The following is a 22,719-nucleotide window of genomic DNA, read 5'->3' as shown; positions in this document are numbered from 1 at the left end:
GAAGATAGGAAAGCGGAAGAGATCTGCTGAACCGTTATAGAAATTTCTTCATATGATCTCTGAGATTTTCCTCCATCCCGGTGAGCTCATCGGCGATCTCCATGACAGCCTTTGACGCACCAGAATACTGATTTTTATAACCGCATATGGTCTTGATCCCCATATTACAGCCGTCAGTGACAATACTGGCGGCTTCTTTGTCGCCGCCCTTTGCCAGCATACGCATTTCTGTGGACATCCATGACCAGGCAGATGCCATTTTTCCCGGTTCTTTTCCCTCTTCCTCCATGGCGCTTAAGGTCTTTTTGATCTTTGCGTCCAGCTCCTGATGTTTTTCATAGCTTTCCGTGATATCCTTCCAGAGCTCCTGATCCGACACCATATCCCGGATCTGTTCCAGGCTTTCCGCCGCCATTTTGCAGCCGGAGTCACATTCGCGGAGAAGATTGACTGAGTGCTCTTCCATCATTGATCCATCCTTTCCATAATAATTGCCATGCAGTTTCTTCAGACAGCTGATAAAAACAACAGCTATGGATCTGTCTGATATTCATCTGCAAAAAAAGTATGAGAGATACAGGGGAAAATTATGCATGGCACTTCTGGAATGTCGCTGACATGCCATAAGAATTCAAGGACGGCGGAACGTATTCTGCCGCAGACAGAAAAACTTAAGAAAATGAAAAGCAAAGGACAAGAGGGATCAGTTGAATCCAGACCCCATTTATGTTATGATGTTAACGTTCGAAAACGAATTATGCAGAATATTGGAGGAAAAGCTTGGAAAAGACAGAAGCAGAAAAGATCCTGAAGGAAAAACTGGAAAACGCGGAAAAGATCCTGGTGGGGATCGGCTCTGAGTGGAAGAAAAAAGAAGGCACGGAGGAGGAAGAGGTCCTTCATGCCGCCGAAAAGTTAAAAAATTTTCTGGATGGAAAGGATTATTATATCATAACTTCACTGTCCGGTGAGGATGCGGACCGGCTGGGCTTTTCTGCCGGTCATATGGCAGTTCCCCACAGCGTATCCTTTACGGAAGAAGCGTGGAAGCATTATACCTTATGGCTTTCCTGCACCCTGAACCGGAACACGGTGCTCCTGGAGCTTGGTGAGAACTATAAAGATCCGTCCCTGATCCGCTGGCCCTTTGAGAAGACAGCAATGTTAAACAATAAGGCGTATCTGTTCCGGGTTCACAAGATCTTTTCTCAGGTGCCGGAAGAGCTTTCTGGGAAATCATGTCCGGTGGCGGAGGTATCGTTTAAATTAGTGGATGATTTCTTAGAAAGAGTGTAACTGTTCAGGAGGTTTGAGCACTTGCTGTGTTGACGGTAAGAAAACATAAAATTATGAAGGTACTGAAGCGTTACGAATAAATACAACAAGGAGGAAATATGGCTGCGATCGCAAATGACTGGTTGGTCCCTATGAGCGGGGAATTCAAAAAGCCGTATTACAGGAAATTATACGAGACCGTAAAGAGCGAGTACGAGACAAAGGAAGTCTACCCGGCGCCGGATGACATCTTCAACGCCTTTGCGTTTACTCCGCTCTCAAAAGTAAAAGTAGTGATCCTGGGACAGGACCCGTACCACGAGCCGGGGCAGGCGCATGGACTGAGCTTTTCCGTAAAGCCGTCGGTGGAGATCCCGCCGTCCCTGGTCAATATCTATAAGGAACTTCATGAGGACTGCGGCTGCTATATCCCGAACAATGGATATTTAAAGAAGTGGGCAGATCAGGGTGTGATGCTCTTAAACACAGTCCTGACCGTTCGTGCCCATGCGGCCAACTCCCACAAGAATATCGGCTGGGAGGAATTCACGGACGCCGCGATCCGCGTCTTAAACGAGCAGGACCGCCCGATGGTATTTATCCTCTGGGGACGCCCGGCGCAGATGAAAAAGCCAATGCTGACGAATCCGAAGCATCTGATCCTCGAGTCACCGCACCCGAGCCCGTTGTCCGCCTATCGTGGATTTTTCGGCAGCAGACCGTTTAGTAAGACAAACAAGTATTTAAAAGAGAACGGAATCGAGCCGATCGACTGGCAGATCGAAAATATCAACTAGCAATCTGGCGTGCGTCAGCGGGTTCGGAAAAATGCGCCGCAAGCTTGCTTGCAGAAGCATTTTTTTGAACCTGTTGACATAGGGCGGATGCCCGAAGCTTCTTGTTTTCATGACAATGAAAACAAGAAGACCGCACGCTATATTTAAAATATAAAGCATAGGAGTGAATATGAGCAACTTTATCGAATTTCTAAAGATCGTCGTATTCGGTGTCGTCGAAGGTTTCACCGAATGGCTTCCGATCAGCAGCACCGGTCACCTGATCCTTGTGGAGAATATCGTCCACCTGAATGTATCAGAAGAATTCATGAACGTGTTCCGCGTCGTGATCCAGTTAGGCGCAATTCTCGCGGTACTGGTCCTGTATTTCAGACGCCTGAACCCATTTGATCCGGGGAAAAAACCGACACAGAAGCGCGCCACATGGCATCTATGGTTTAAGATCATCATCGCCTGCCTTCCGGCTGCCGTGGTCGGAATCCTGCTTGACGAAGTGCTTGACAAGTATCTCTATAATCCATATGTGGTAGCGGCGATGCTCATCATCTACGGTGTTATTTTTATTGCCTTCGAGAACCGCAACCAGCACGCGGAATTCCGCATAAAGAAAGTATCCCAGATTAGTTACCAGACCGCATTTTACATCGGTCTCTTCCAGCTTCTCGCGCTGATCCCGGGTACATCGAGATCCGGCGCAACGATCCTCGGTGCGATGATGCTTGGCTGTTCCAGAACCGCCGCATCGGAGTTCACCTTCTTCCTTGGAATTCCGGTCATGTTCGGCGCCAGTCTCTTAAAGATCCTTCACTACGGCCTGGCATTCTCCGCAATGGAGCTCTTCTTCATGGCAGCTGCCATGGTGATCGCCTTCGTCGTTTCCATGTACTCGATCCAGTTCTTACTCGGATATGTCAAAAAACATGACTTCAAATTCTTCGGATACTACCGCATCGTCCTCGGTGTGATCGTCCTGATCTATTTCGGACTGACTGCGATCCTGACAAAATAAAGAAAAACAAGAGTTTCCCGGAATCCATCCGGATGGGTACAGAATAGCAGCCCACTGATGGATTCCGGGATTTTTTTGCGTATTACAAAAACACGGGAATTGTGACGCTATTTCACAGAACCGTGCATGTTTCATCACACTTTCATCACATTTCACTGGTACACTATGTCATGTAGTTAAGGAGAGGAAAGAAAAAGAGAGAGTCCTTAAGTACAAAAAGAAACATCGAAAATTTCAACACAGAAAGGAGATTCCTATTATGTATGATGAAAATAAATGGAACGAAGTAAATAATGAAAACGAAAAGAAAAATAATGAACAGCCGATAAATACGCAGAACACTCAGAACACCCAAAACGGAGCCCAGCAGCCTCAGGGTGAGCATACAGGAAGACAGGTCTACGGAAGACTTGGTTCCGGTACACAGAACGGCCAGCCGTATAACGGAAATCCGAACGGCCAGAACGGTTACTACAGCGGGCAGCAGCATCAGCAGTATTACGGAAACCAGAACCAGTACACGAACCCGTATCAGCAGTACGACTATTATCAGGGACATGGACAGAATCCGAACGGAAACGGAAACAGCCACCACGCTTCGAAGAAACACTCCTACGCCAAGACGACAGCTCTTGTCGCGGCGGCAGCGATCCTCTTCGGTGTCGTATCCGGCGGAACGATGTACGGAGTCAACCGTGCGGCCAACACCCTGTTGCCGTACCAGAGCTCTCAGGTAAACGAGACCATCGGGCAGACGACCCAGATCCCGGCAGCGAACACATCCACAACTTCCAGCAACGGTGTTGTTATTGAGGATGTCTCCGCGATTGTGGACGCAACCCTTCCGTCTGTCGTATCGATCACAAATACCCAGGTCTACCAGAGCAACACCTGGTTTGGACAATCCCAGACCTACGAAGTCCCGAGCAGCGGTTCCGGCATCATCGTCGGACAGAATGACTCCGAGCTTCTGATCGTTACAAACAACCACGTTGTCAGTGATTCCGAGGGACTTACCGTGACGTTCGCAGATGAGAGCACTGCGGACGCGGCCATTAAGGGCACAGACTCCGAGGCGGATCTCGCAGTAATCGCAGTTCCGCTCGACAAGATCTCCGCTGACACAAAGGACAAGATCAAAGCGGCGACACTCGGTGATTCCGATTCCTTAAAGATGGGGCAGGGCGTTATCGCCATCGGCAACGCGCTTGGACTTGGCCAGAGCGTGACAGTCGGACATGTAAGCGCGTTAAACAGAGAGATCAAAGTTGACGATGCGACTAAGACCGTCATCCAGACAGACGCAGCGATCAACCCAGGCAACAGCGGCGGAGCTCTCTTAAACTCCAAAGGTGAAGTTATCGGCATCAACGAAGCAAAGTACGCGGATACAAGTGTTGAAGGCGTCGGTTACGCGATCCCGATCTCTAAAGCAAAAGACATCATCGATGACCTCATGACAAGGACCACAAAGATCGCGGTTTCCGAGTCTGAGCAGGGCTATCTCGGAATCCAGTTACAGAACATTGATGAGTCCATGGCAAAGATGTACGGAATGCCGCAGGGTGTCTATGTCTACAAGATCATGGAAGACTCCGCAGCCGCAGGTTCCGATCTTCACGAGAAGGACATCATTACAAAGCTGGATGGTGAGAAGATCTCCAACTACGCGGACCTTGCAAAGCTTCTGACTTACTATAAATCCGGTGATACCGTAACATTGACTGTCCAGTCTCTTGTAAACGGCAGCTATCAGGAGAGAGAAGTCCAGTTAACCTTAAAGCAGCGTCCGGCTGAGTCTGACAGTGAAAACAGTCAGAGCCAGGGCGGACAGCAGGATCAGAAACCGGCGCAGAGCCAGTCTAAGATCGGAAAATAATAAAGAGTCGATATAAAATAGAGAAACAAGACCGCCTCCCTGGAGTGATCACGGGAAAGGCGGTCTTGTTTTGTAAAGGTATAAAGGTTTTATCGAAAAGTTCCTGAAAACATGTTTACAGGAAATTCATGAACGTGGTCAGTACCATGGAGTTGAAGAAGTCAACGAATAAGCTTCCTACTAACGGTACGATGAAGAATGCTCTCGGAGCTGCACCGTAGCGCTCAACGAGTGCTCTCATGTTTGCCATAGCGTTCGGGGTAGCGCCCATACCGAAACCGCAGAATGCAGTTGTCATGGCAGCTGCCTCGTAGTCACGTCCCATAACGTTGAATACAACGAAGTTCGCGTACAGGAACATAACAATCGTCTGAACAAGCAGGATGACGATCATCGGAAGAGCAAGTGCTGCTAACTGCCAAAGCTTTAAGCTCATCATAGCCATGGACAGGAACAGATTTAAGGAAAGTCCGCCGAGGGCGTCAATCTCAACCATCGGAAGTTCTTTGTGCTGGACATCCCAGATATTGCGGATCGCTGCTGCTGCGAGCATAGCGCCGATATAAGTCGGGAATGTCAGGTGGCATACATCTTTGAAGAATGTGAAAATAAGAGTACCGAGACCGATGGCAACTGCTAAAAACATTGCGGATGTTGTGAATTTCTGACCATCAACGGCCGGCATAACCTCAGCTGTCTCGTTGCCTTCCTCAGCTGCTGTGGATTTTAAGTGGAGTTTTTCAACACGGGCACGTGCGATCGGGCCGCCCATCATACTTCCGGATACAAGTCCGTATGTAGCTGCCGCGAGAGCAACTGTGGTAGCGCCTACAACGGCGTAATCTGTTTCAAGAAGCGGTCCGAAGGAACCGGATGTTCCGTGTCCGCCTACTAACGGCATGGAACCCATACATAAGCCGAGCAGCGGATCCAGACCAAAGGCTGCTGCGAGACCGCTGCCAACTGCGTCCTGGATGACACAGATGGCGACTGCGAGTCCGAGGAACAGAAATACCTGAAGTCCGCCCTTTTTCAACAGACGGAAGCAGGCTGTGAATCCGACGCTGCAGAAGAAGACCGTCATGAAGACACTCTGTAATGTTGTGTCAAAGGAGAGTTCCAGAATTCCTGCTGCGTATAACGCCAGATGAGCAAAGGCGAATACGATACCGCCGGCAACCGGTGCCGGGATGCAGTACTTACTTAAGAATGAAAGTTTGTTGACCATGAGTCGTCCGAGACAATAGACGAGAGCGCCGAGGGCGCAGGCCTGGTACATGTCGAGCTGTAAAGTGATCATAAGATTTACCCCCTCTTATATAGTTGTTCACCAGGTAACGGTTCAGTGAATTCACAGCCGCGGTCAAGCCTGTGTTACTTACGGTCGGTGCAGGGAATGCGCTGACCTGCCAAACAGTTACTTAGTTGCTACAATTCCATGTTAAATTCAAACTACAAAAAACATCAAAAAAATACAGGGGGCAGAGTTCAGATACTGTTAAGAGGAAAGATGATTCTGTCAGAAAATTTACACATGGTTTTTCGGTTGCGGGAAGACTCAATTTGCATTATAATAGGTTATAATTCTGTAAAAACAGGCAGAAAACGCGTGGACAGGCCGCGGCCTGTATCCATGAGAAACGATAGAAGGTTCAGGGAGAAAAAATTTGGAAGACAACAAAAATAACGGATATGAGAAGATCTGCTGCATGTGCAGACGGACGGAGAGTCAGGCAGGAAAAATGATCACGCTGCCGGGCGGATTGCAGGTGTGCCGGGACTGTATGCAGAGATCGTTTGATATGATGATGGGAAGCGGTATGGACTGGACAAAGATGTCCGGGATCACGCCGGAGCTGTTGAAAAATATGTATCTGAATCCGATGGGAAGCGGAGATGGAGCGCAGAAGCAGGAGAATACCGGAACTGCTGCGGGTAAGAAAGATGACGTGAGCGAAGCGGAAAAACAGAATTCTGTGGATAATCCGACTGAAGCAGACACGGATGAGGACGCAGAGCAGACCGTTGTGGATGCTGACGAGACCGAAGATGGCGATGATTTCGAGGAGGACGGTGACGGATCAGAGGGAATTCCATTGGGAAATATTTTCGGAATCCCGGTGGGGCAGATCGACCTCGGCGCCCTCATGGGCCAGGGCCATAAGCGCAGGAAAAAGAAGAAAAAAGTAAAAAAGGAGCTGTTTAAGCTCAGCGAGATCCCGGCCCCCCATGCGATCAAGGCGCAGCTCGACGAGTATGTGATCGGCCAGGAGCAGGCGAAGAAGGTGATCGCTGTCGCAGTCTACAACCACTATAAGCGTGTATTTTCCAAGACATCCCCGGATGCCGGGAAGTACGGAACCGATATTGACATCGAAAAGTCAAATATCCTGATGATCGGACCTACTGGAAGCGGTAAGACGTATCTCGTAAAGACTCTGGCGAAGCTCCTCGATGTGCCGCTTGCGATCGCGGACGCTACATCCTTAACAGAAGCAGGTTATATCGGTGACGATATCGAGAGTGTTCTCACAAAGCTCCTCGCAGCGGCGGGCGGTGATGTGCAGAAAGCGGAGATGGGCATCGTGTTCATCGACGAGATCGATAAGATCGCAAAGAAGAAATCCACGAACACCCGCGATGTCAGCGGCGAGTCCGTGCAGCAGGAACTCTTAAAGCTTCTAGAGGGCGCGGACGTGGAAGTCCCTGTGGGAACAGGCCAGAAGAATGCCATGACTCCGATGGAGATGATCAACACCGACAATATCCTCTTTATCTGCGGCGGCGCGTTCCCAGATCTTGAGAATATTATCAAGGAACGCCTGACGAACACCACGTCCATCGGTTTCGGCTCTGATCCGAAGGATAAATATGATAAGGATCCGGACATTCTCTCAAAGGTCACAAACCAGGATCTCAGAGAATTCGGCATGATCCCGGAGTTCTTGGGAAGACTTCCGGTGACCGTGACACTTCAGGGACTCACGAAGGAATTCCTCGTGCGGATCTTAAAGGAGCCGAAGAACGCGATCTTAAAGCAGTATAAGAAGCTTCTCGCCATGGATGAGGTAAATTTAAACTTTGACGATGATGCCCTGGAATGGATCGCAGAGCAGGCGCTCAAAAAAGACACCGGTGCGAGAGCGCTCCGGGCGATCATCGAGGAATTCATGCTCGATATCATGTTCGAGATCCCGAAGGACCCGGAGATCGGTTCTGTGACGATCACCCGCGCGTATCTGGAAAAACACGGTGGCCCGCGGATCGAGATGCGGGAGTATTCTACGGCGGACAAGAAGGCGGCTGCTCTGCCGGGGCCGACGGAAGCCTGTTACAAAGCTGAATAAATATGAATCCTGCTGATAGTGTCTGCACGGCATCGGATGTTATAAATTAAAGGTTTCTGAGATGTAAAAAAGCTTCATACAGATTCAGCGTTCCATATCCGAACTCACGGTTCGGGTATGTGAGCGCTGGATTTCTTTGTGCCCCACGGACGAAGATGGACTTTAGCACCGGCGTGTTGAGATATGGATAATTTGCATTGAGGACGCCCCAGTTCAACAGGATCGCCGCGGCACCGGCGAGGTGGGCGGCGGAGACGGAGGTGCCGGACATTCTTGTGAGACGTCTTCCTGAGACGGACGCGCCTAAGATGTTGACACCCGGGGCAGCGAGGTCCGGCTTTATCTGGCCGGACAGGCTGTAGCCGCGGCTGGCGTGGATGTAGATGCTGTTTTTGGTGTGGTCGTAGGCGGTGACAGTGATGGGATACCGGGCATTTCCGGGATCCGTGATGGTCGTATCGGGATCCGGGCGGAGAAAATAGGTCTCATCGGAGATAAAGCCCCGGACCGGCAGCCAGATATGAAAGGTCTCACGGATGTCCAGAGAGTTCCGTATCAGGATCCGCCAGATCCCGGACATGGGGTTTTCGAAGCGCATAAAGATAAACTGGCTCCCGGAGCTCACATCGGCGATCTGGGTGTAGACTGTGATCTGGGTCTGTTCCAGGAGAAAGGACACCGTGTTCTCGCCCCGGAGCGGAACGGAAATCTCCCGCGCAACTTCGCCGGTCGGTGAGATAAAGCCCACCGTGTAGGCACCCATGTTCTCCGCCCAAAGTTCCATGGAAAAACCGGCTTCCCGTTCCCCCACCCGCAGCTCCGCGGTGACTTCATCCGTATCTGCGTCCATGACAGCCCGGAAGTGATGTCTCGCCCCGGTCTCGTTCCCGGCAGCGGTGATGACGGCGGAACCGTTTGAAAGGCTGACCTGGTTTAAATACTGCCCGAGGCGGCTCATTCCCATGTGGCTTCCCATATTGGTGCCGAGAGGAATGCAGACGACGAGGGGCATGGAGTATTTTCTGGCGAGAAAATAGAGATAGGAGACGCCCATCATGATATCGTTCTCCTGGTAGGCCTCTGCCCCGTCCTGGATCAGGTAGAAGTCACGGAGATACTGCTTGGCGGGTTTTAATTTCACCATGGCGATGGATGCCTGCGGTGCCGCCCCGGAAAATCCCGCCCGTTCATCCCGGTTCCCGGCGGCAATGGAAGCGAGAAATGTTCCATGTCCGTTTTCGTCCCGGGTGGGGACGATGGAGGCGGGATTGTCGGAGTTCAGGGCCAGGTTGATCTCCTCGGCAGTGTATTGCGTGCCGTAGAGAGCTGAGAAGGCAGAAAATGGTTTTGCAGTTTCATTCTCTATATTGTTAGAATTATCTGAATTATTTGTCTGGTCCCATATCCCAATAATTCTTGTACTTCCATCTACATTCCGAAACAGCGAATCTGTATAATTGATCCCCGTATCCACAAATCCCACAATAACTCCCGCGCCCTGATTGTTCAGCACCGGAAGCTCCCCCGCTGGCGTGATCCCGGCAGCATCCATACTTGTGACATCCAGAAGACTATATAGCTTTGGAACTGCCGAATATGTATAGGAAGTATAAGTAGAAGGTGTCACTGTGGAGAGCGGAACATAGACGACCGCCAGCGTAGAATTCACAAAATCAATGCAGTCTGTCCCCTGTGAACGAATAAACTCTTCAGGTGTAGTAAAATAAGGTGCGATAAAATCCGCAAAATCTTCCGACGCGACAGAATTTGTACATGACATGGCTGATACTCCACAGAAAATGGTTCATACTATATATGTATATGAGGGACAAGGGCACATGTTCCAAAAAAAATTACAGGATCAGAAAACGGGAAGAGGAACGAGAGGCGTAAATGAAATGGGTAAGAAAACGTGTGAAAATGGTGCCGCAGTCTGACCGTGAAATAAGAAATATATGGACGGACCCTTTAAAATGTTGTAATATAAGGATATCTGTGAAAGTATGCAATCATGTAAGATAGAAAAGAAAGGGGAATCGCAATGTTTGGATTTTTGACATTCGGAACGACGCTTGCGCTTACAGATCTGGCTGTGAAAAAAGAGATCGAAGCCAGACCCGATGGAGAATTCCCGAAAACCGTGAAAGAATCAGGCGGCCTGATCCGCCTCCACAAAAACCACAATCCGGGCTTTTCCTTCGGATTCATGAAGGAATACCCAAAACTTGTGGAGATGGTCCCGGTCTGCATGCTGTCGGCGGTAGCCGGTGCATGGGCGTATGTGATCGGAAAGAAGGGACGTGTGCTGGAGAAGACGGCGCTGACCCTGGTGCTGGCCGGCGGAGCGAGCAACCTTTATGACCGGCTCAAACGCGGATATGTGGTGGACTATTTCAGCATCCAGTGGAAGAAACTGAAAAAAGTGGTCTTCAACCTGGGTGATATCTTTATTTTTGCCGGATCGGCCCTGTTTGCGGCAGTCCAGCTCGTGGAGGAGCTCCGCGAAATTCTTCCGAAAGAAAAAATCTTTGTTAAGGAAGAAGAGTAATTCAGGCAGCAGGACATAAAATCCAGCTCACCCATGCTGCAAAATACATCGGCGCAGAAAAGCCGGGACAATGAGGAGAACAGTCTATATGAAGAAACAATATGATTACCTGTTAGTGGGCAGCGGACTTTTCGCCGGAGTTTTCGCGTACTACGCAAAAAAAGCCGGAAAGACCTGCCTGGTTCTTGAGAAGAGAGAACACGCAGGCGGAAACATTTACTGTGAAAATATCGAGGGCATCAATGTACACCGCTATGGTGCCCATATCTTCCATACCAGCAACAGGGAAGTATGGAACTTTGTGAACAGTCTCGTGGAGTTCAACCGTTATACAAACAGCCCGGTTGCGAACTACAAGGGCGAGATGTACAACATGCCGTTCAACATGAACACCTTCAGCCGCATGTGGGGAATCTCCACTCCGGAGGAGGCAAAAAAGATCATCAATGAGCAGAGAAAGGTCATCAAGGGCGAGCCGAAGAACCTGGAAGAGCAGGCCATCAGCCTTGTGGGAACCCATATCTACCAGAAGCTTGTCAAGGGCTACACTGAGAAACAGTGGGGCAGAGACTGCAAGGAGCTCCCAGCCTTCATCATCAAACGTCTCCCGGTACGCTACACCTACGACAACAACTATTTCAATGACCTTTACCAGGGAATCCCGATCGGCGGCTACAATAAGATCACGGAAAAGCTCTTCGAGGGCTGTGAGATCCGCCTCGGAGCCGACTACCTGGCTGACAAGGAGAAATATGACGCCCTTGCGGACAAGGTCGTATATACAGGAACCATCGACAGCTATTTCGACTACTGCTTCGGAAAACTCCAGTACCGCAGTCTGCGGTTTGAGACGGAGGTCTTAGACTGCGACAACTATCAGGGCAATGCGGTCATCAACTACACCGACCGCGAGACTCCGTACACGAGGATCATTGAGCACAAACACTTCGAGTTCGGAACCCAGGAGAAGACAGTCATCACGAGAGAGTACCCGGCGGAGTGGACCGAGGGCATGGAGCCATACTATCCGGTAAACGATGAGAGAAACCAGGAATTATATAAGAAATACGCGGAACTCGCTGAAAAAGAGAAGAATGTGATCTTCGGCGGAAGACTCGCGGAATACCGCTATTACGATATGGATAAGGTTATCGAGTCCGCCCTGTCCTGCGTAAAGAAGGAATTTGGAAATGAATAACCGACCGAAAACGCCTCACGGGTTTGCCAGACTCATCATCGGCGACGGATCCGCGGTGTCGGAGCAGAAGAACATTATCTGGAATATGATCGGAAGCTTCCTCTACGCCTTTGCGTCCATGGTGCTCTCTATCGCGGTGGTCCAGCTTGCGGGCGAGGACGCGGGCGGAGTGTTCACCTTCGCCTTTACCACCTTCGGACAGCACATGTTCATGGCGGCATACTTTGGGATCCGCCCGTTCCAGATCACGGATACCGGGGAGAAGTACACCTTCGGTGACTATCTCGGGCTGCGTCTCATCACCTGCGGTCTCGCGATCCTTGTGGGCTTTGGCTATGTGATGGTCAGCGGCTATACCTTTGAGAAAGCGGTCATTGTCTTCCTGATGGTGGTCTACAAGGTCATCGATGCCCTGGCGGATACATACGAGGCGGAATTCCAGCGGGGGGGAAGACTGTACCTGACGGGAAAATCCAATGCGTTCCGGACGATCCTCTCCGTGACCTGTTTTCTCGGAAGTCTCGCGGTGACGGGAGAGCTTCTGACCGCCAGTATCTGGGCAGTGGGCGCGCAGACCGTGGGATTTTTCCTGTTTGACTTCCTCGTGATCCGGGAACTCCCGAATGTGACATGGAAGTCGGTGCAAGGAAAGAAATTCCAGCTCTTCCGGGACAATGTTCTGTTATTTTTCTCGGTGGTTCTGGACTTCTATATCTTTTCTGCATCAAAATACGCCATCGAGGCCCATATGGCAGACCGTGATCTCGCAGTCTACGGCGCGATCTTTATGCCGACCAGCGTGATCAATCTGGTTGCCGGCTTCGTGATCCGCCCGTACCTCACAAAGCTCGCGGTGGACTGGGAGACAGGCCACTTAAAAGCATTCCGGAAGATCATCATGAACCTTGCCCTGATCATTGCGGCCCTGACCGTTCTCGCGGTGGGCGGTGCGTGGTTATTGGGAATTCCGGTGATCAGCCTGCTGTACCCAAACTTAAGAGAAGGACTTTCCACCTGCCGCATGGCGTTGGTACTGATCATCATCGGCGGCGCCCTCAATGCATTCATGAACCTGTTTTACTATTCCCTTATTATCATGCAGAAACAGAGGTTCATCATCCTGGGCTACGCCTTCGTCAGCGTACTCGCGGTGCTTTCTTCCGGCTGGTTCGTCCGGATGGGAGGAATCCAGGGAGGCGCCTTCGTATACATGCTTTTGATGGCGGCACTGATGGTATTCTTTGGAATTTTCTCTGCAGGATTTATGAAACAGAAAGAGAGAGCTCAAAAACACGATGAAGGTTGATGTGATCATCCCGGTCTATGGTCCGGGAAACAGATTGTTGGAATTATTTGACCGGCTGGGACGCCAGACCGTACCGGTGGACCGGCTGATCATCATGAATACAGAAAAGTACCTGTGGGATAAGTGGACGGAGACCCTGGAACCGGGAAGACTCCCGGAAAATCTCTCCGTGTACCATGTGACGAAGGAAGAGTTTGACCATGGCGCTACAAGAGACGCAGGGATCGGGCACTCCGATGCGGATGTCTGTGTCTGCATGACCCATGATGCGCTTCCAGCGGATACAAATTTGATAAAAGCCCTGACGGACGCACTTTTCTCCGGGGACGATATCGCTGTGGCATATGCGAGACAGCTTCCGGCAACGGACTGCAATATCATCGAGTGCCACACGAGAGATTTTAACTATCCGGACAAAAGCCGGGTCAAGAGACTTTCAGACCTCGACACCCTGGGGATCAAGACCTACTTCTGTTCCAATGTCTGCGCGGCATATAAGCGGGAGATCTATAGGAAACTCGGTGGTTTTATCCGGAAGACGATCTTCAACGAGGACATGATCTTCGCGGCGAAGGCCATGAAGAATGGATACGCGGTTTACTACGCGGCGGACGCGAGAGTGATCCACTCCCATAACTATACGGCGTCCCAGCAGTTCCACAGAAACTTTGACCTGGCGATCTCCCAGGCGGACAATCCCGACGTATTCTCCGGGATCCGGTCCGAGGGCGAGGGCATCCGCATGGTGAAGGACACAGCCCGCTGGCTCGTAAAGACGGGGCACGCGTACCTCGTCCCGAAGCTTGTGGTGGACAGCGGATTCAAGTATCTGGGGTATCTTGCCGGGAAAAGGTATAAGAAGCTGCCAAGAAAATTGGCAGTAAAGCTGTCTATGAACCGCAATTACTGGAAATAGAGCTAAAAATTATGTAAACTGACCTGCTGCCTGCTTCTATATACAAATGGCGGCGCAGTGGCACAACGCAGAAAAAAGTTGTCATTCCGCCTGTGGGGTGGTATGATGTAGTGCGGAAATGCCGAAAAATGGCGAAAATACAGCGGTGTGCAGGAAAAGCATATATTTCTGCTTCAGAAATGAGATGGGTATATGCCGAAAGAGAAATATTGCAGCCGTAAATTTATAAAAATGTGAGGTAAAAAACTATGGGAAAGATCAAAGTTTCTTCCTGTGAAACAGATGGAATGGTAATCGAAGGCCTTCATGTGATCGAGCCGACCGTATTCAACGACGAGCGCGGATACTTCATGGAGACATACAACCAGAACGACTTCAAAGAGGCTGGACTCAACATGGTATTCGTACAGGATAACCAGTCTATGTCCGTAAAGGGCGTACTCCGCGGCCTTCATTTCCAGAAGCAGTTCCCGCAGGGCAAGCTCGTCCGGGCGGTACGTGGAACAGTTTTCGATGTAGCCGTTGACTTAAGAACACACTCCAAGACATACGGAAAGTGGTTCGGTGTTGAGCTCTCCGCAGAGAACAAGAAACAGTTCTACATTCCGGAAGGTTTCGCACACGGCTTTGTCGTTCTCTCCGACGAGGCAGAGTTTGCCTACAAGTGCACCGATTTCTATCATCCGGGTGACGAGGGCGGACTTGCATGGAATGATGAGACGATCGGCGTAAAGTGGCCGATCACACCGGACATGCAGCTCATCATCTCCGAGAAAGACCAGAAATGGCCGGGATTCAAGGAAATTTTTAAATTCGACAGATAAATTATATTAAAACTCACACATAGTCTCCGCCCCGGGAATGTGCGGATAGCGCTCCCCGCCCCCGGAGACCAGAAAGGTTGTTAAAGCGTGAATTATCTGACTTCATTACTGAAGGAGCTGGTGGCAAAAAGAAAACTGATCTGGGAACTCTCCAAGGCAGATTTCAGAAAACGTTTTGTCGGCTCCTATTTTGGCGTTGTCTGGATGTTTATCCAGCCCATCGTCACCGTCCTGATCTATTGGCTCATCTTCGGTCCCATCGGATTCAAGAGTGCGCCGCCGGTGCCGAACGCCTCCTATGTCCAGTGGCTGGTTCCGGGTATCGCCCCGTGGTTCTTCTTCTCCGAAGCCTTAAACTGCGGAACAGGATGCCTTCAGGAATACAACTACCTGGTAAAAAAAGTAGTATTTAAGGTGGAGATCCTGCCTGTGATCAAACTGATCTCCTGCCTGTTCGTCCATGTGTTCTTTGTTGCGATCATGTTCATCGTATTCCTGGTCAGCGGCAAAAGACCGCAGATTTCCTGGATCCAGATCATTTATTATTCCTTTGCCGCATCCATGTACGCCCTGGCGCTCACCTATCTTACCAGCGCGATCCAGGTATTCTTCAAGGATATGGCACAGATCGTCAGCATCTGCCTGCAGTTCGGCATGTGGCTGACCCCGATTATGTACAGCGAGCAGTTATTCCTCGACAAAGGTCTGACGATGGCTCCGATGATCCTGAAGCTGAACCCGTTTTACTATATTGCGGCGGGATACCGTGACAGCATGCTGACGGGAGACTGGTTCTTCATGCGTCCGACACTGACCGTGTATTTCTGGGCAGTGACCCTGATCACCATGTTAGTGGGACTCAAAGTATTCAAGCGGCTCCGTCCGCATTTCTCAGATGTATTGTAGGAGGAAACCATGTCTGCCAATGCGATTACAGTAAAAGACGTGACGAAGGTGTACAGGCTCTACGACAAGCCGATCGACCGCTTGAAAGAATCCTTAAGCCTGACACATAAAAGCTATCACAAAGACTTCTATGCCTTAAATGGTCTGTCCTTCAACGTGGAAAAAGGACAGACGGTGGGCATTATCGGAACGAACGGTTCCGGTAAATCAACGATCTTAAAGATCATCACCGGTGTCCTCACACCGACCACAGGCCAGGTGGACGTTGAGGGAAAGATCTCCGCACTTCTGGAGCTTGGTGCCGGCTTCAACATGGACTACACCGGAATCGAAAATATCTATATGAACGGCACGATGATGGGCTATTCCCGGAAGGAGATGGATGAGAAGTTGCAGGATATCCTGGATTTTGCGGATATCGGCGATTTTGTCTATCAGCCGGTGAAGACATACTCCAGCGGTATGTTCGTCCGTCTGGCGTTTGCGCTCAACATTAATGTGGAGCCGGAGATCCTGATCGTCGACGAGGCCTTGTCCGTCGGAGACGTATTCTTCCAGGCAAAATGTTACCGGAAGATGGAGGAGATCAAGCAGAGGGGAACAACGATCCTCATGGTTACCCACGATATGGGCAGTATCATCAAATACTGCGATAAGGTCGTTCTCTTAAACAAGGGCGAATTCATCGCGGAAGGTGAGCCGGGTCACATGGTGGATCTCTATAAGAAGATCCTGGCAAACCAGCTGGATTCCTTAAATGAAGAACTGGAGAGCGATTATTCCGGCGGGATGTTAGGCGATGAGAAAAAGGCGAAGGCGGAGGAATCCCATTCCGACGGATCCCTCATGAAGGATAAGATCACCATCAACACAGACCGCACCGAGTACGGTGACGGCCGGGCTGAGATCTTCGACCTGGGACTCTTCGACGCGAAAGGAAATCTCACAAACCTTCTGTTAAAGGGAGAGATGTTCACGATCAAGGAGCGGATCCGCTTCCATGCGCCGATCAAGAGTCCGATCTTTACCTACACGATCCGCGATAAAAAGGGAACAGACCTCACCGGAACGAACACCATGTACGAGGGATGCGATATCAAACCGGTGGGGGATGGCGATGTCTACGACGTTTCCTTTACCCAGAAGATGACATTACAGGGCGGCGAGTACCTGCTCTCTATGAGCTGTACCGGCTTCGAGGGCGAGGAACATGTGGTCTACCACCGCCTGTACAACATTGCAAACATTACGGTGATCTCCAACAAGAATACGGTCGGCGTCTACGACATGGAGTCTGAGGTGGAGACATCGCTCACAAGGGCGTAAAAGCGGGAGAAAAGATGAAGGATTACAGTTATGAACTTCTTGACCTGCTCGAAAAGTATAAAGGAGATGCGGAGGCGGCACTGCGGGGTGAAACAAGCCCGTGGTGTCTCTACGCATTTTCGCCGTTAAGGGAAAACCTTTTCGAGTGGCTGGAAATAGGAAAAAAGGACCGGGTTCTCCAGGTCGGATCCGACTACGGTTCCTGTACCGGGCTCTTTGCGGAGCGCGCCGGTGAGGTGGTCGTTCTGGATCCGTTGGATGAGAACTTGGAGGTGAACCGGAAAAGACACGGAGAGAAGGAAAATCTCTGCCTGGTCCGCGGCGAACTTCCAAAGGCGGGAACAGAGTCTCTTGGATGGAAAGAGTACAAGGGAAAAGAGCGTGCGGCAGAAGAACTGGATGCTCTCTATAAGGATGGCTTCGACTATGTGATCCTGCCGTCCATGCTCTCCAGGACAGAGAAAAACGGGGCAGCAGATCTGCTGGCAAGAGCAGCTGCTCTTGTGAGACCTGGCGGAAGGCTTTTAGCGGCAGCGGAGAATGAGTCTGGTGTCCGCTATTTCATGGGAGCGGAGCCATTTGAGCACTCCTTCCTGGAGGTGGAGTTCCGTGGTCTGTTTGAGGACTTAAAAGAGAAATTTGGCGGAACCGCAATGCTCTACTATCCGGTTCCGGACTACCGTTACCCGGTGACCATCTACTCCGACGGCTATCTCCCGCAGACCGGCGATGTGACGAACATCTCCGCCCGTCTTGACGGACCGGGACTCTGGTTCGGAAACGAGGAGAAAGCCATGACGAACGCATGCAGAAATGGGGACTTCACGAAATTCACGAACTCATTCCTTGGCATGTGGGAAAAGGGGAAGGCATGAGACAGATTTTATTTGTAAAATACAACCGGACCAGAGCGGCGCAGTTCCAGTTAAAGACAGAGATCGTGCGGGAGGACGAAGTTCTCACCGTTGAAAAAACGGCTCTCACAGAGGCTGGCGAGGCGCATATCCGCTCCTTCGGAGAAAAATATGAGAAGATCCGTGATCTGAATCCTGCCATCCGTTTCTTGAAGCCGGAATGGAAAAAGGATAAGAAGACGGTCTCCTTCCAGTACTTAAACGGCAAGACGGTCGGGGATGCCCTGGGCGAGGCTATCGTTATGGGCGAGGTTCCGTATCAGGAGCTTGAGACCGTGATGAAGGTGCTGTTCCCGGAAAATGCAGACGCGAAAATCTTTGAGGCGACACCGGAGTTCGAGACGGTATTCGGAAAAGTTCCGATGATCGACGATAAGGCAGCCGCGGTCTCCAATGTGGATGGGCTCTTCGAGAACCTGATGGTGCCGGAAAACGAGAACTGCATCTACGGAATCGACTATGAATGGGTATTTGATTTCCCAATCCCGGAGAAATTTTTGAAATACCGCGACCTCTTATATTTTTACAGACGCTACGAGAGAGTCCTCAACGTAAAAGAAGAGGATCTCTATGCCCATTTCGGGATCACAGGGGGAGAACTCCAGATCTTTGACGGCATGGAAAAGGCGTTCCAGTCCTATGTCCATGATGCAGGCTCCTTCGGCTACATGAAACAGTACGAGCAGCCGACAAAGACCGTGGAATTTCTTCTTGACCGCGAGAGCGAGCTCTACAAGGTAAAAGACTGGTGCGAGAACTTAAAGCAGGAGATCTCCGAGAAGGACATCACGATCATGAAGCAGCAGGAAGTCCAGCGTCTCACAAACAATCATGTGACGAACCTGGATGCCATCATCGCCAGCCTGAGAAGCGAGAACGCGAGAATGGCGGGAGACCTGCAGTACCTGTCGAAACATGAGGCGATCATGTGGAAAGTTCTCCGGAAATGCCACCGCGCTGTGGATAAAGTCATGCCGAAGGGCACAAGAAAGAGAAAGATCGCGGGGTACTTCAAGAATACCGTCTTTCATCCGGGAAAATACGGAAGGCTGTATTTCACAAAGGACGGAAGAAACAGGATCCGCGGCGACTTTAAGATCGGCGCCGGTTACTTAGAGCATGGAAAACTCCATTTTGACTATGTGGAGCACCCGACCGTGTCCATCGTGATCCCGGTCTACAACCAGATCCACTATACCTATGCCTGCCTGCTCTCAATCTTAGAGAACACGAAGGATGTGACCTATGAGATCATCATCGCCGATGACGTGTCCACGGACGCGACGAAGGAGCTGTCCCTGTACGCGGAGAATCTCGTGATCTGCAGAAACAAGACGAACCAGGGTTTCCTGAGAAACTGTAACCAGGCAGCGAAGGCGGCCCGCGGAAAATATGTGATGTTCTTAAATAATGACACACAGGTAACTCCGGGCTGGCTCTCATCACTCGTGAACCTCATCGAGTCTGATCCGACGATCGGTATGGTTGGCTCCAAGCTGGTCTACCCTGACGGACGTCTCCAGGAAGCGGGGGGAATCATCTGGAGCGACGGCTCCGGCTGGAATTATGGACGTCTTGACGATCCGGAGAAGCCGGAATACAACTACGTGAAGGATGTGGACTATATCTCCGGTGCGGCGATCCTGTTATCCAATGACCTCTGGAAACAGATCGGCGGTTTCGACGAGCTGTTTGCACCGGCGTACTGCGAGGATTCCGACCTTGCCTTCGAGGTGAGAAAAGCCGGATACCGCGTAGTCTACCAGCCATTGTCAAAAGTCATCCACTTCGAGGGCGTCTCCAACGGTACCGACGTAAATGGAACTGGTCTAAAGCGCTACCAGGTGGAGAACAGTAAGAAGCTAAAGGAAAAGTGGGCGGAGGAGTTCAAAAAGCAGTCTGTAAATACAGGCAATCCGAACCCGTTCCGTGCCCGTGAGAGAAGCCAGAAGAAGCCGGTGATCCTTGTGGTGGACCATTATGTTCCGACCTTCGATAAGGACGCGGGTTCCAAGACTACTTACCAGTACCTCAAAATGTTCGTGAAGATGGGATATTCCGTGAAATTCCTCGGAGACAACTTCCTTCACGAGGAGCCGTACTCCACAACACTTCAGCAGATGGGCGTGGAGATCTTATATGGGCCGGAGTACCAGGCAGGTATCTGGGACTGGCTGACAAAGAATAAAGATGAGATCGATTTTGCGTACCTGAACCGTCCGCATATCGCCATCAAGTATGTTGATTTTATTAAGAAGAACACCAATATCAAGGTGATCTACTACGGACATGATCTGCATTTCTTAAGAGAGTACCGGGAGTACGAGCTTACCGGCGATATCAAGAAGAAACGGGAGTCCGATTACTGGAAATCCATCGAATTCTCCCTGATGGAGAAGGCGGCGGTCTCCTACTATCCGTCCTACGTGGAGGAGGAGGCGATCCACGCGATCCATCCGGAGTACAAGATCAAGGCGATCACAGCCTATGTCTATGAGAAATTCCTGGAGAATATCGACAAGGACTTCGCAAAGAGGGAGGGACTGCTGTTTGTCGGCGGCTTCGCGCATCCGCCGAACGCGGACGCGGTTCTCTGGTTCGCAAAGGAGATCTTCCCGCTGATCAGACAGAGGATCGACGTAAACTTCTATGTGGTTGGCTCTAAGGTGACAGACGAGATCAAAGCGCTTGAACAGCCGGGAAGCGGCATCATTGTCAAAGGCTTTGTCACGGAGGAAGAGCTTGCGTCTCTTTATTCCACATCCCGCATCGTTGTGGTTCCGCTGCGCTACGGCGCCGGAGTTAAGGGCAAGGTCGTTGAGGCAGTCTACAATGGAGCTGCCATCGTCACCACATCCATCGGTTCCGAGGGAATCCCGGAGGCGGATCGTGTCATGAAGGTTGCCGACGGACCGGCGGCATTCGCTGACGAGGTAGTCAAGATGTATCAGGATCCGGCAGAATGCCGCAGAATGTGCGAGGAGACCCAGAAATACATCCGCGAGTACTTCAGCGTTGAGGCTGCATGGAAGGTCATCGAGGAGGACTTTACGCCGAAGAAAAAGAGATAGGACTTGGCTGTAAAGTCATATATGGAATCGAATATTGTGATAAGACTCTGCCGGGAATTTATTTCCCGGCAGTCTGTTCACATGAACGAAAATTCCGGCAAAAATCCGGCAGATCCGTCGTGCATGGTGTGCAAGCCTGTGGAATGCGGTTGAAAAGGAGAATATAGTGGAAAAAGACATTATTCATGAAAATTCCAACAATCACAATAAATACATAAATAACGAAAACAGCGGTGAAAAATCCGCGGAACAGGCAGGAGCTGTGCTTCGCGCGATGACTGTGGATGATATTTCCGCTGTGAAGCAGATCGAACAGACCTGCTTTTCGGATGCCTGGTCTGAAAAGCTCCTCTCTGACCTGCTTGAGAGTGAGTGGGACGAGGCCTGGGTGCTGACAGATACAGACGGCACCAGGATCGGATACGCGAATTTCCGCTTCCTCGCCGGCGAAGGCGAGCTCATGAGGATCGCAGTGCTCCCGGAACACAGGGGCTGTGGGGAGTCAAAGAAACTCATGGACCGTCTGGAAATCTCTGCAAAGGAAAAGGAAGCGCCGGACCTGACTCTGGAGGTGCGCGCCGGAAACACACCTGCCATAAACCTTTATAAATCCTATGGTTTTCAGGCGGAGGCTGTGCGGAAAAATTACTATCAGAATCCGGTGGAGGATGCCCTCATCATGTGGAGACGTTCCGTTCCATCGATTCCCACTTAAAATCATGAAAATATCCGCTATACTGTAGGGGACTCCGGAAGAGCCGGAGATAAAGAAGGCGGAGGAAAAGAAACGATGAGAAAATACGGAAAAGATGGCAGGCTGGATTGTGTGATCTGCAACCGCTGTGGGAAAAAACTGGCGGTGAAACATGGGATCGTGCGGGAAGGTGTGTTTACATCAGATCACAGATGGGACTTCTTTTCGGAAAAAGACGGGGAGATCCACCATTTTGACCTGTGCGAGGATTGCTACAACGAAGTGACAGCGGAGTTCCGGGTTCCGGTGGACGTGGAGGATGAGATCGAGCTGCTTTGAAAACGCAGGCGGTATGCGGCAGAAATGCCGTTATGCTGAAACAGGTTCAGACCAGATTGCGCTGCAAGAGCATATTTGAATATTAGAAGCGGGTACGGGCGGTTGTCTGTACTCGTTTTCTATTGCCGGGTATTCAGAAGAAGCTGACGTCGGCAGTTCTGTACTTCTTGGTCACTGTACACGGGTAGGAATTTTCTGAACTGAAAATTCCGTACAATACAGTGATGGTAATGGATTTTGCCGATTCGGAATGTGAAGCATCGGCAAAATCAGTTACTGTTTGCGCAGCGTGAACAGTAATACTTCTTGCGGTTCCTGCCCAGGAATCAACCACGAAAAACGCATGAGTAAATAAATTGTGAACATGCCC

At 50.6% G+C, this 22,719-nt stretch carries 20 protein-coding genes; 16 read left to right on the top strand and 4 right to left on the bottom strand.

Features of this window, described 5'->3' with window-relative positions; all coding sequences use genetic code 11:
• Positions 1–34: 34 nt before the first annotated feature.
• The gene (locus DW826_RS15320) at positions 35–466 is read right to left on the bottom strand and encodes a hypothetical protein (protein ID WP_117471115.1); all 432 of its coding nucleotides are present in this window, start codon (positions 464–466) and stop codon (positions 35–37) included.
• Positions 467–780: 314 nt separating this feature from the next.
• Between DW826_RS15320 and DW826_RS15315 the strand changes: the two genes are divergently transcribed.
• The 4 genes from DW826_RS15315 to DW826_RS15300 all read left to right on the top strand — a co-directional run bounded on the left by DW826_RS15315 (position 781) and on the right by DW826_RS15300 (position 4,960).
• A complete protein-coding gene (locus DW826_RS15315) occupies positions 781–1,296 on the top strand; it encodes a hypothetical protein (protein ID WP_117471114.1) in 516 nt (171 codons plus the stop codon).
• Between the two features lie 98 nt (positions 1,297–1,394).
• Complete coding sequence (locus DW826_RS15310; protein WP_015553905.1) at positions 1,395–2,072, top strand: uracil-DNA glycosylase; 678 nt, start codon at positions 1,395–1,397, stop codon at positions 2,070–2,072.
• A gap of 169 nt (positions 2,073–2,241) precedes the next feature.
• Entirely contained in the window at positions 2,242–3,081 is an 840-nt protein-coding gene (locus tag DW826_RS15305) for an undecaprenyl-diphosphate phosphatase (protein WP_117553139.1), read from the top strand.
• A 259-nt stretch (positions 3,082–3,340) separates the two neighbouring features.
• Positions 3,341–4,960, top strand: a complete 1,620-nt coding sequence (locus tag DW826_RS15300) for a trypsin-like peptidase domain-containing protein (protein WP_117553138.1) — start codon at positions 3,341–3,343, stop codon at positions 4,958–4,960.
• Positions 4,961–5,075: 115 nt separating this feature from the next.
• On the opposite strand, the gene gltS is transcribed toward DW826_RS15300, so the two are convergent.
• Entirely contained in the window at positions 5,076–6,260 is a 1,185-nt protein-coding gene (gltS, locus tag DW826_RS15295) for a sodium/glutamate symporter (RefSeq protein ID WP_015553902.1), read from the bottom strand.
• Positions 6,261–6,627: 367 nt separating this feature from the next.
• Between gltS and clpX the strand changes: the two genes are divergently transcribed.
• Positions 6,628–8,307: an ATP-dependent Clp protease ATP-binding subunit ClpX gene (gene clpX / locus DW826_RS15285; RefSeq protein WP_343221223.1), complete on the top strand. Its 1,680-nt coding sequence runs from the start codon at positions 6,628–6,630 to the stop codon at positions 8,305–8,307.
• A gap of 46 nt (positions 8,308–8,353) precedes the next feature.
• On the opposite strand, the gene DW826_RS15280 is transcribed toward clpX, so the two are convergent.
• Complete coding sequence (locus DW826_RS15280) at positions 8,354–10,087, bottom strand: S8 family peptidase (protein ID WP_117553137.1); 1,734 nt, start codon at positions 10,085–10,087, stop codon at positions 8,354–8,356.
• A 261-nt stretch (positions 10,088–10,348) separates the two neighbouring features.
• On the opposite strand from DW826_RS15280, the gene DW826_RS15275 reads away from it, so the two are divergent.
• The 11 genes from DW826_RS15275 (at position 10,349) to DW826_RS15225 (ending at position 22,349) form a co-directional block, all read left to right on the top strand.
• Positions 10,349–10,855, top strand: a complete 507-nt coding sequence (locus tag DW826_RS15275) for a signal peptidase II (RefSeq protein WP_117485457.1) — start codon at positions 10,349–10,351, stop codon at positions 10,853–10,855.
• 88 nt (positions 10,856–10,943) lie between these two features.
• On the top strand, positions 10,944–12,053 hold the full coding sequence (gene glf / locus DW826_RS15270) for a UDP-galactopyranose mutase (protein WP_117553136.1): 1,110 nt from the start codon (positions 10,944–10,946) through the stop codon (positions 12,051–12,053).
• Complete coding sequence (locus DW826_RS15265) at positions 12,046–13,359, top strand: lipopolysaccharide biosynthesis protein (protein WP_181968090.1); 1,314 nt, start codon at positions 12,046–12,048, stop codon at positions 13,357–13,359. Before glf ends, DW826_RS15265 begins: the two co-directional genes overlap by 8 nt.
• Positions 13,349–14,275, top strand: a complete 927-nt coding sequence (locus tag DW826_RS15260; protein WP_015553896.1) for a glycosyltransferase — start codon at positions 13,349–13,351, stop codon at positions 14,273–14,275. The genes DW826_RS15265 and DW826_RS15260 overlap by 11 nt, the downstream gene beginning before the upstream one ends.
• Positions 14,276–14,523: 248 nt before the next feature.
• A complete protein-coding gene (gene rfbC, locus DW826_RS15255) occupies positions 14,524–15,099 on the top strand; it encodes a dTDP-4-dehydrorhamnose 3,5-epimerase (RefSeq protein ID WP_015553895.1) in 576 nt (191 codons plus the stop codon).
• An 87-nt stretch (positions 15,100–15,186) separates the two neighbouring features.
• Positions 15,187–16,005: an ABC transporter permease gene (locus DW826_RS15250; protein ID WP_117471108.1), complete on the top strand. Its 819-nt coding sequence runs from the start codon at positions 15,187–15,189 to the stop codon at positions 16,003–16,005.
• A 9-nt stretch (positions 16,006–16,014) separates the two neighbouring features.
• The gene (locus tag DW826_RS15245; RefSeq protein ID WP_015553894.1) at positions 16,015–17,331 is read left to right on the top strand and encodes an ABC transporter ATP-binding protein; all 1,317 of its coding nucleotides are present in this window, start codon (positions 16,015–16,017) and stop codon (positions 17,329–17,331) included.
• 14 nt (positions 17,332–17,345) lie between these two features.
• On the top strand, positions 17,346–18,206 hold the full coding sequence (locus tag DW826_RS15240) for a hypothetical protein (protein ID WP_117553135.1): 861 nt from the start codon (positions 17,346–17,348) through the stop codon (positions 18,204–18,206).
• Positions 18,203–21,316: a glycosyltransferase gene (locus DW826_RS15235; protein WP_117553134.1), complete on the top strand. Its 3,114-nt coding sequence runs from the start codon at positions 18,203–18,205 to the stop codon at positions 21,314–21,316. The genes DW826_RS15240 and DW826_RS15235 overlap by 4 nt, the downstream gene beginning before the upstream one ends.
• Before the next feature lie 166 nt (positions 21,317–21,482).
• Positions 21,483–22,031 (top strand): ribosomal protein S18-alanine N-acetyltransferase, encoded by a 549-nt coding sequence (rimI, locus tag DW826_RS15230; RefSeq protein ID WP_242990672.1) that lies wholly within the window; start codon positions 21,483–21,485, stop codon positions 22,029–22,031.
• Between the two features lie 75 nt (positions 22,032–22,106).
• Positions 22,107–22,349 carry a hypothetical protein gene (locus DW826_RS15225; protein ID WP_015553890.1) on the top strand — a complete coding sequence of 81 codons (243 nt, stop codon included), beginning with the start codon at positions 22,107–22,109 and terminating at the stop codon, positions 22,347–22,349.
• Positions 22,350–22,482: 133 nt separating this feature from the next.
• Here DW826_RS15225 and DW826_RS18470 read toward each other — a convergent pair.
• Positions 22,483–22,719, bottom strand: a 237-nt coding sequence (locus DW826_RS18470; protein ID WP_207659894.1) for a hypothetical protein, incomplete at its 5' end; no start/stop codon positions are given.

The sequence above is a fragment of the Clostridium sp. AM34-11AC genome, assembly GCF_003435375.1.
Lineage (GTDB): Bacteria > Bacillota > Clostridia > Lachnospirales > Lachnospiraceae > Pilosibacter > Pilosibacter fragilis.
This window is presented reverse-complemented; position numbering and strand designations above follow the sequence as displayed.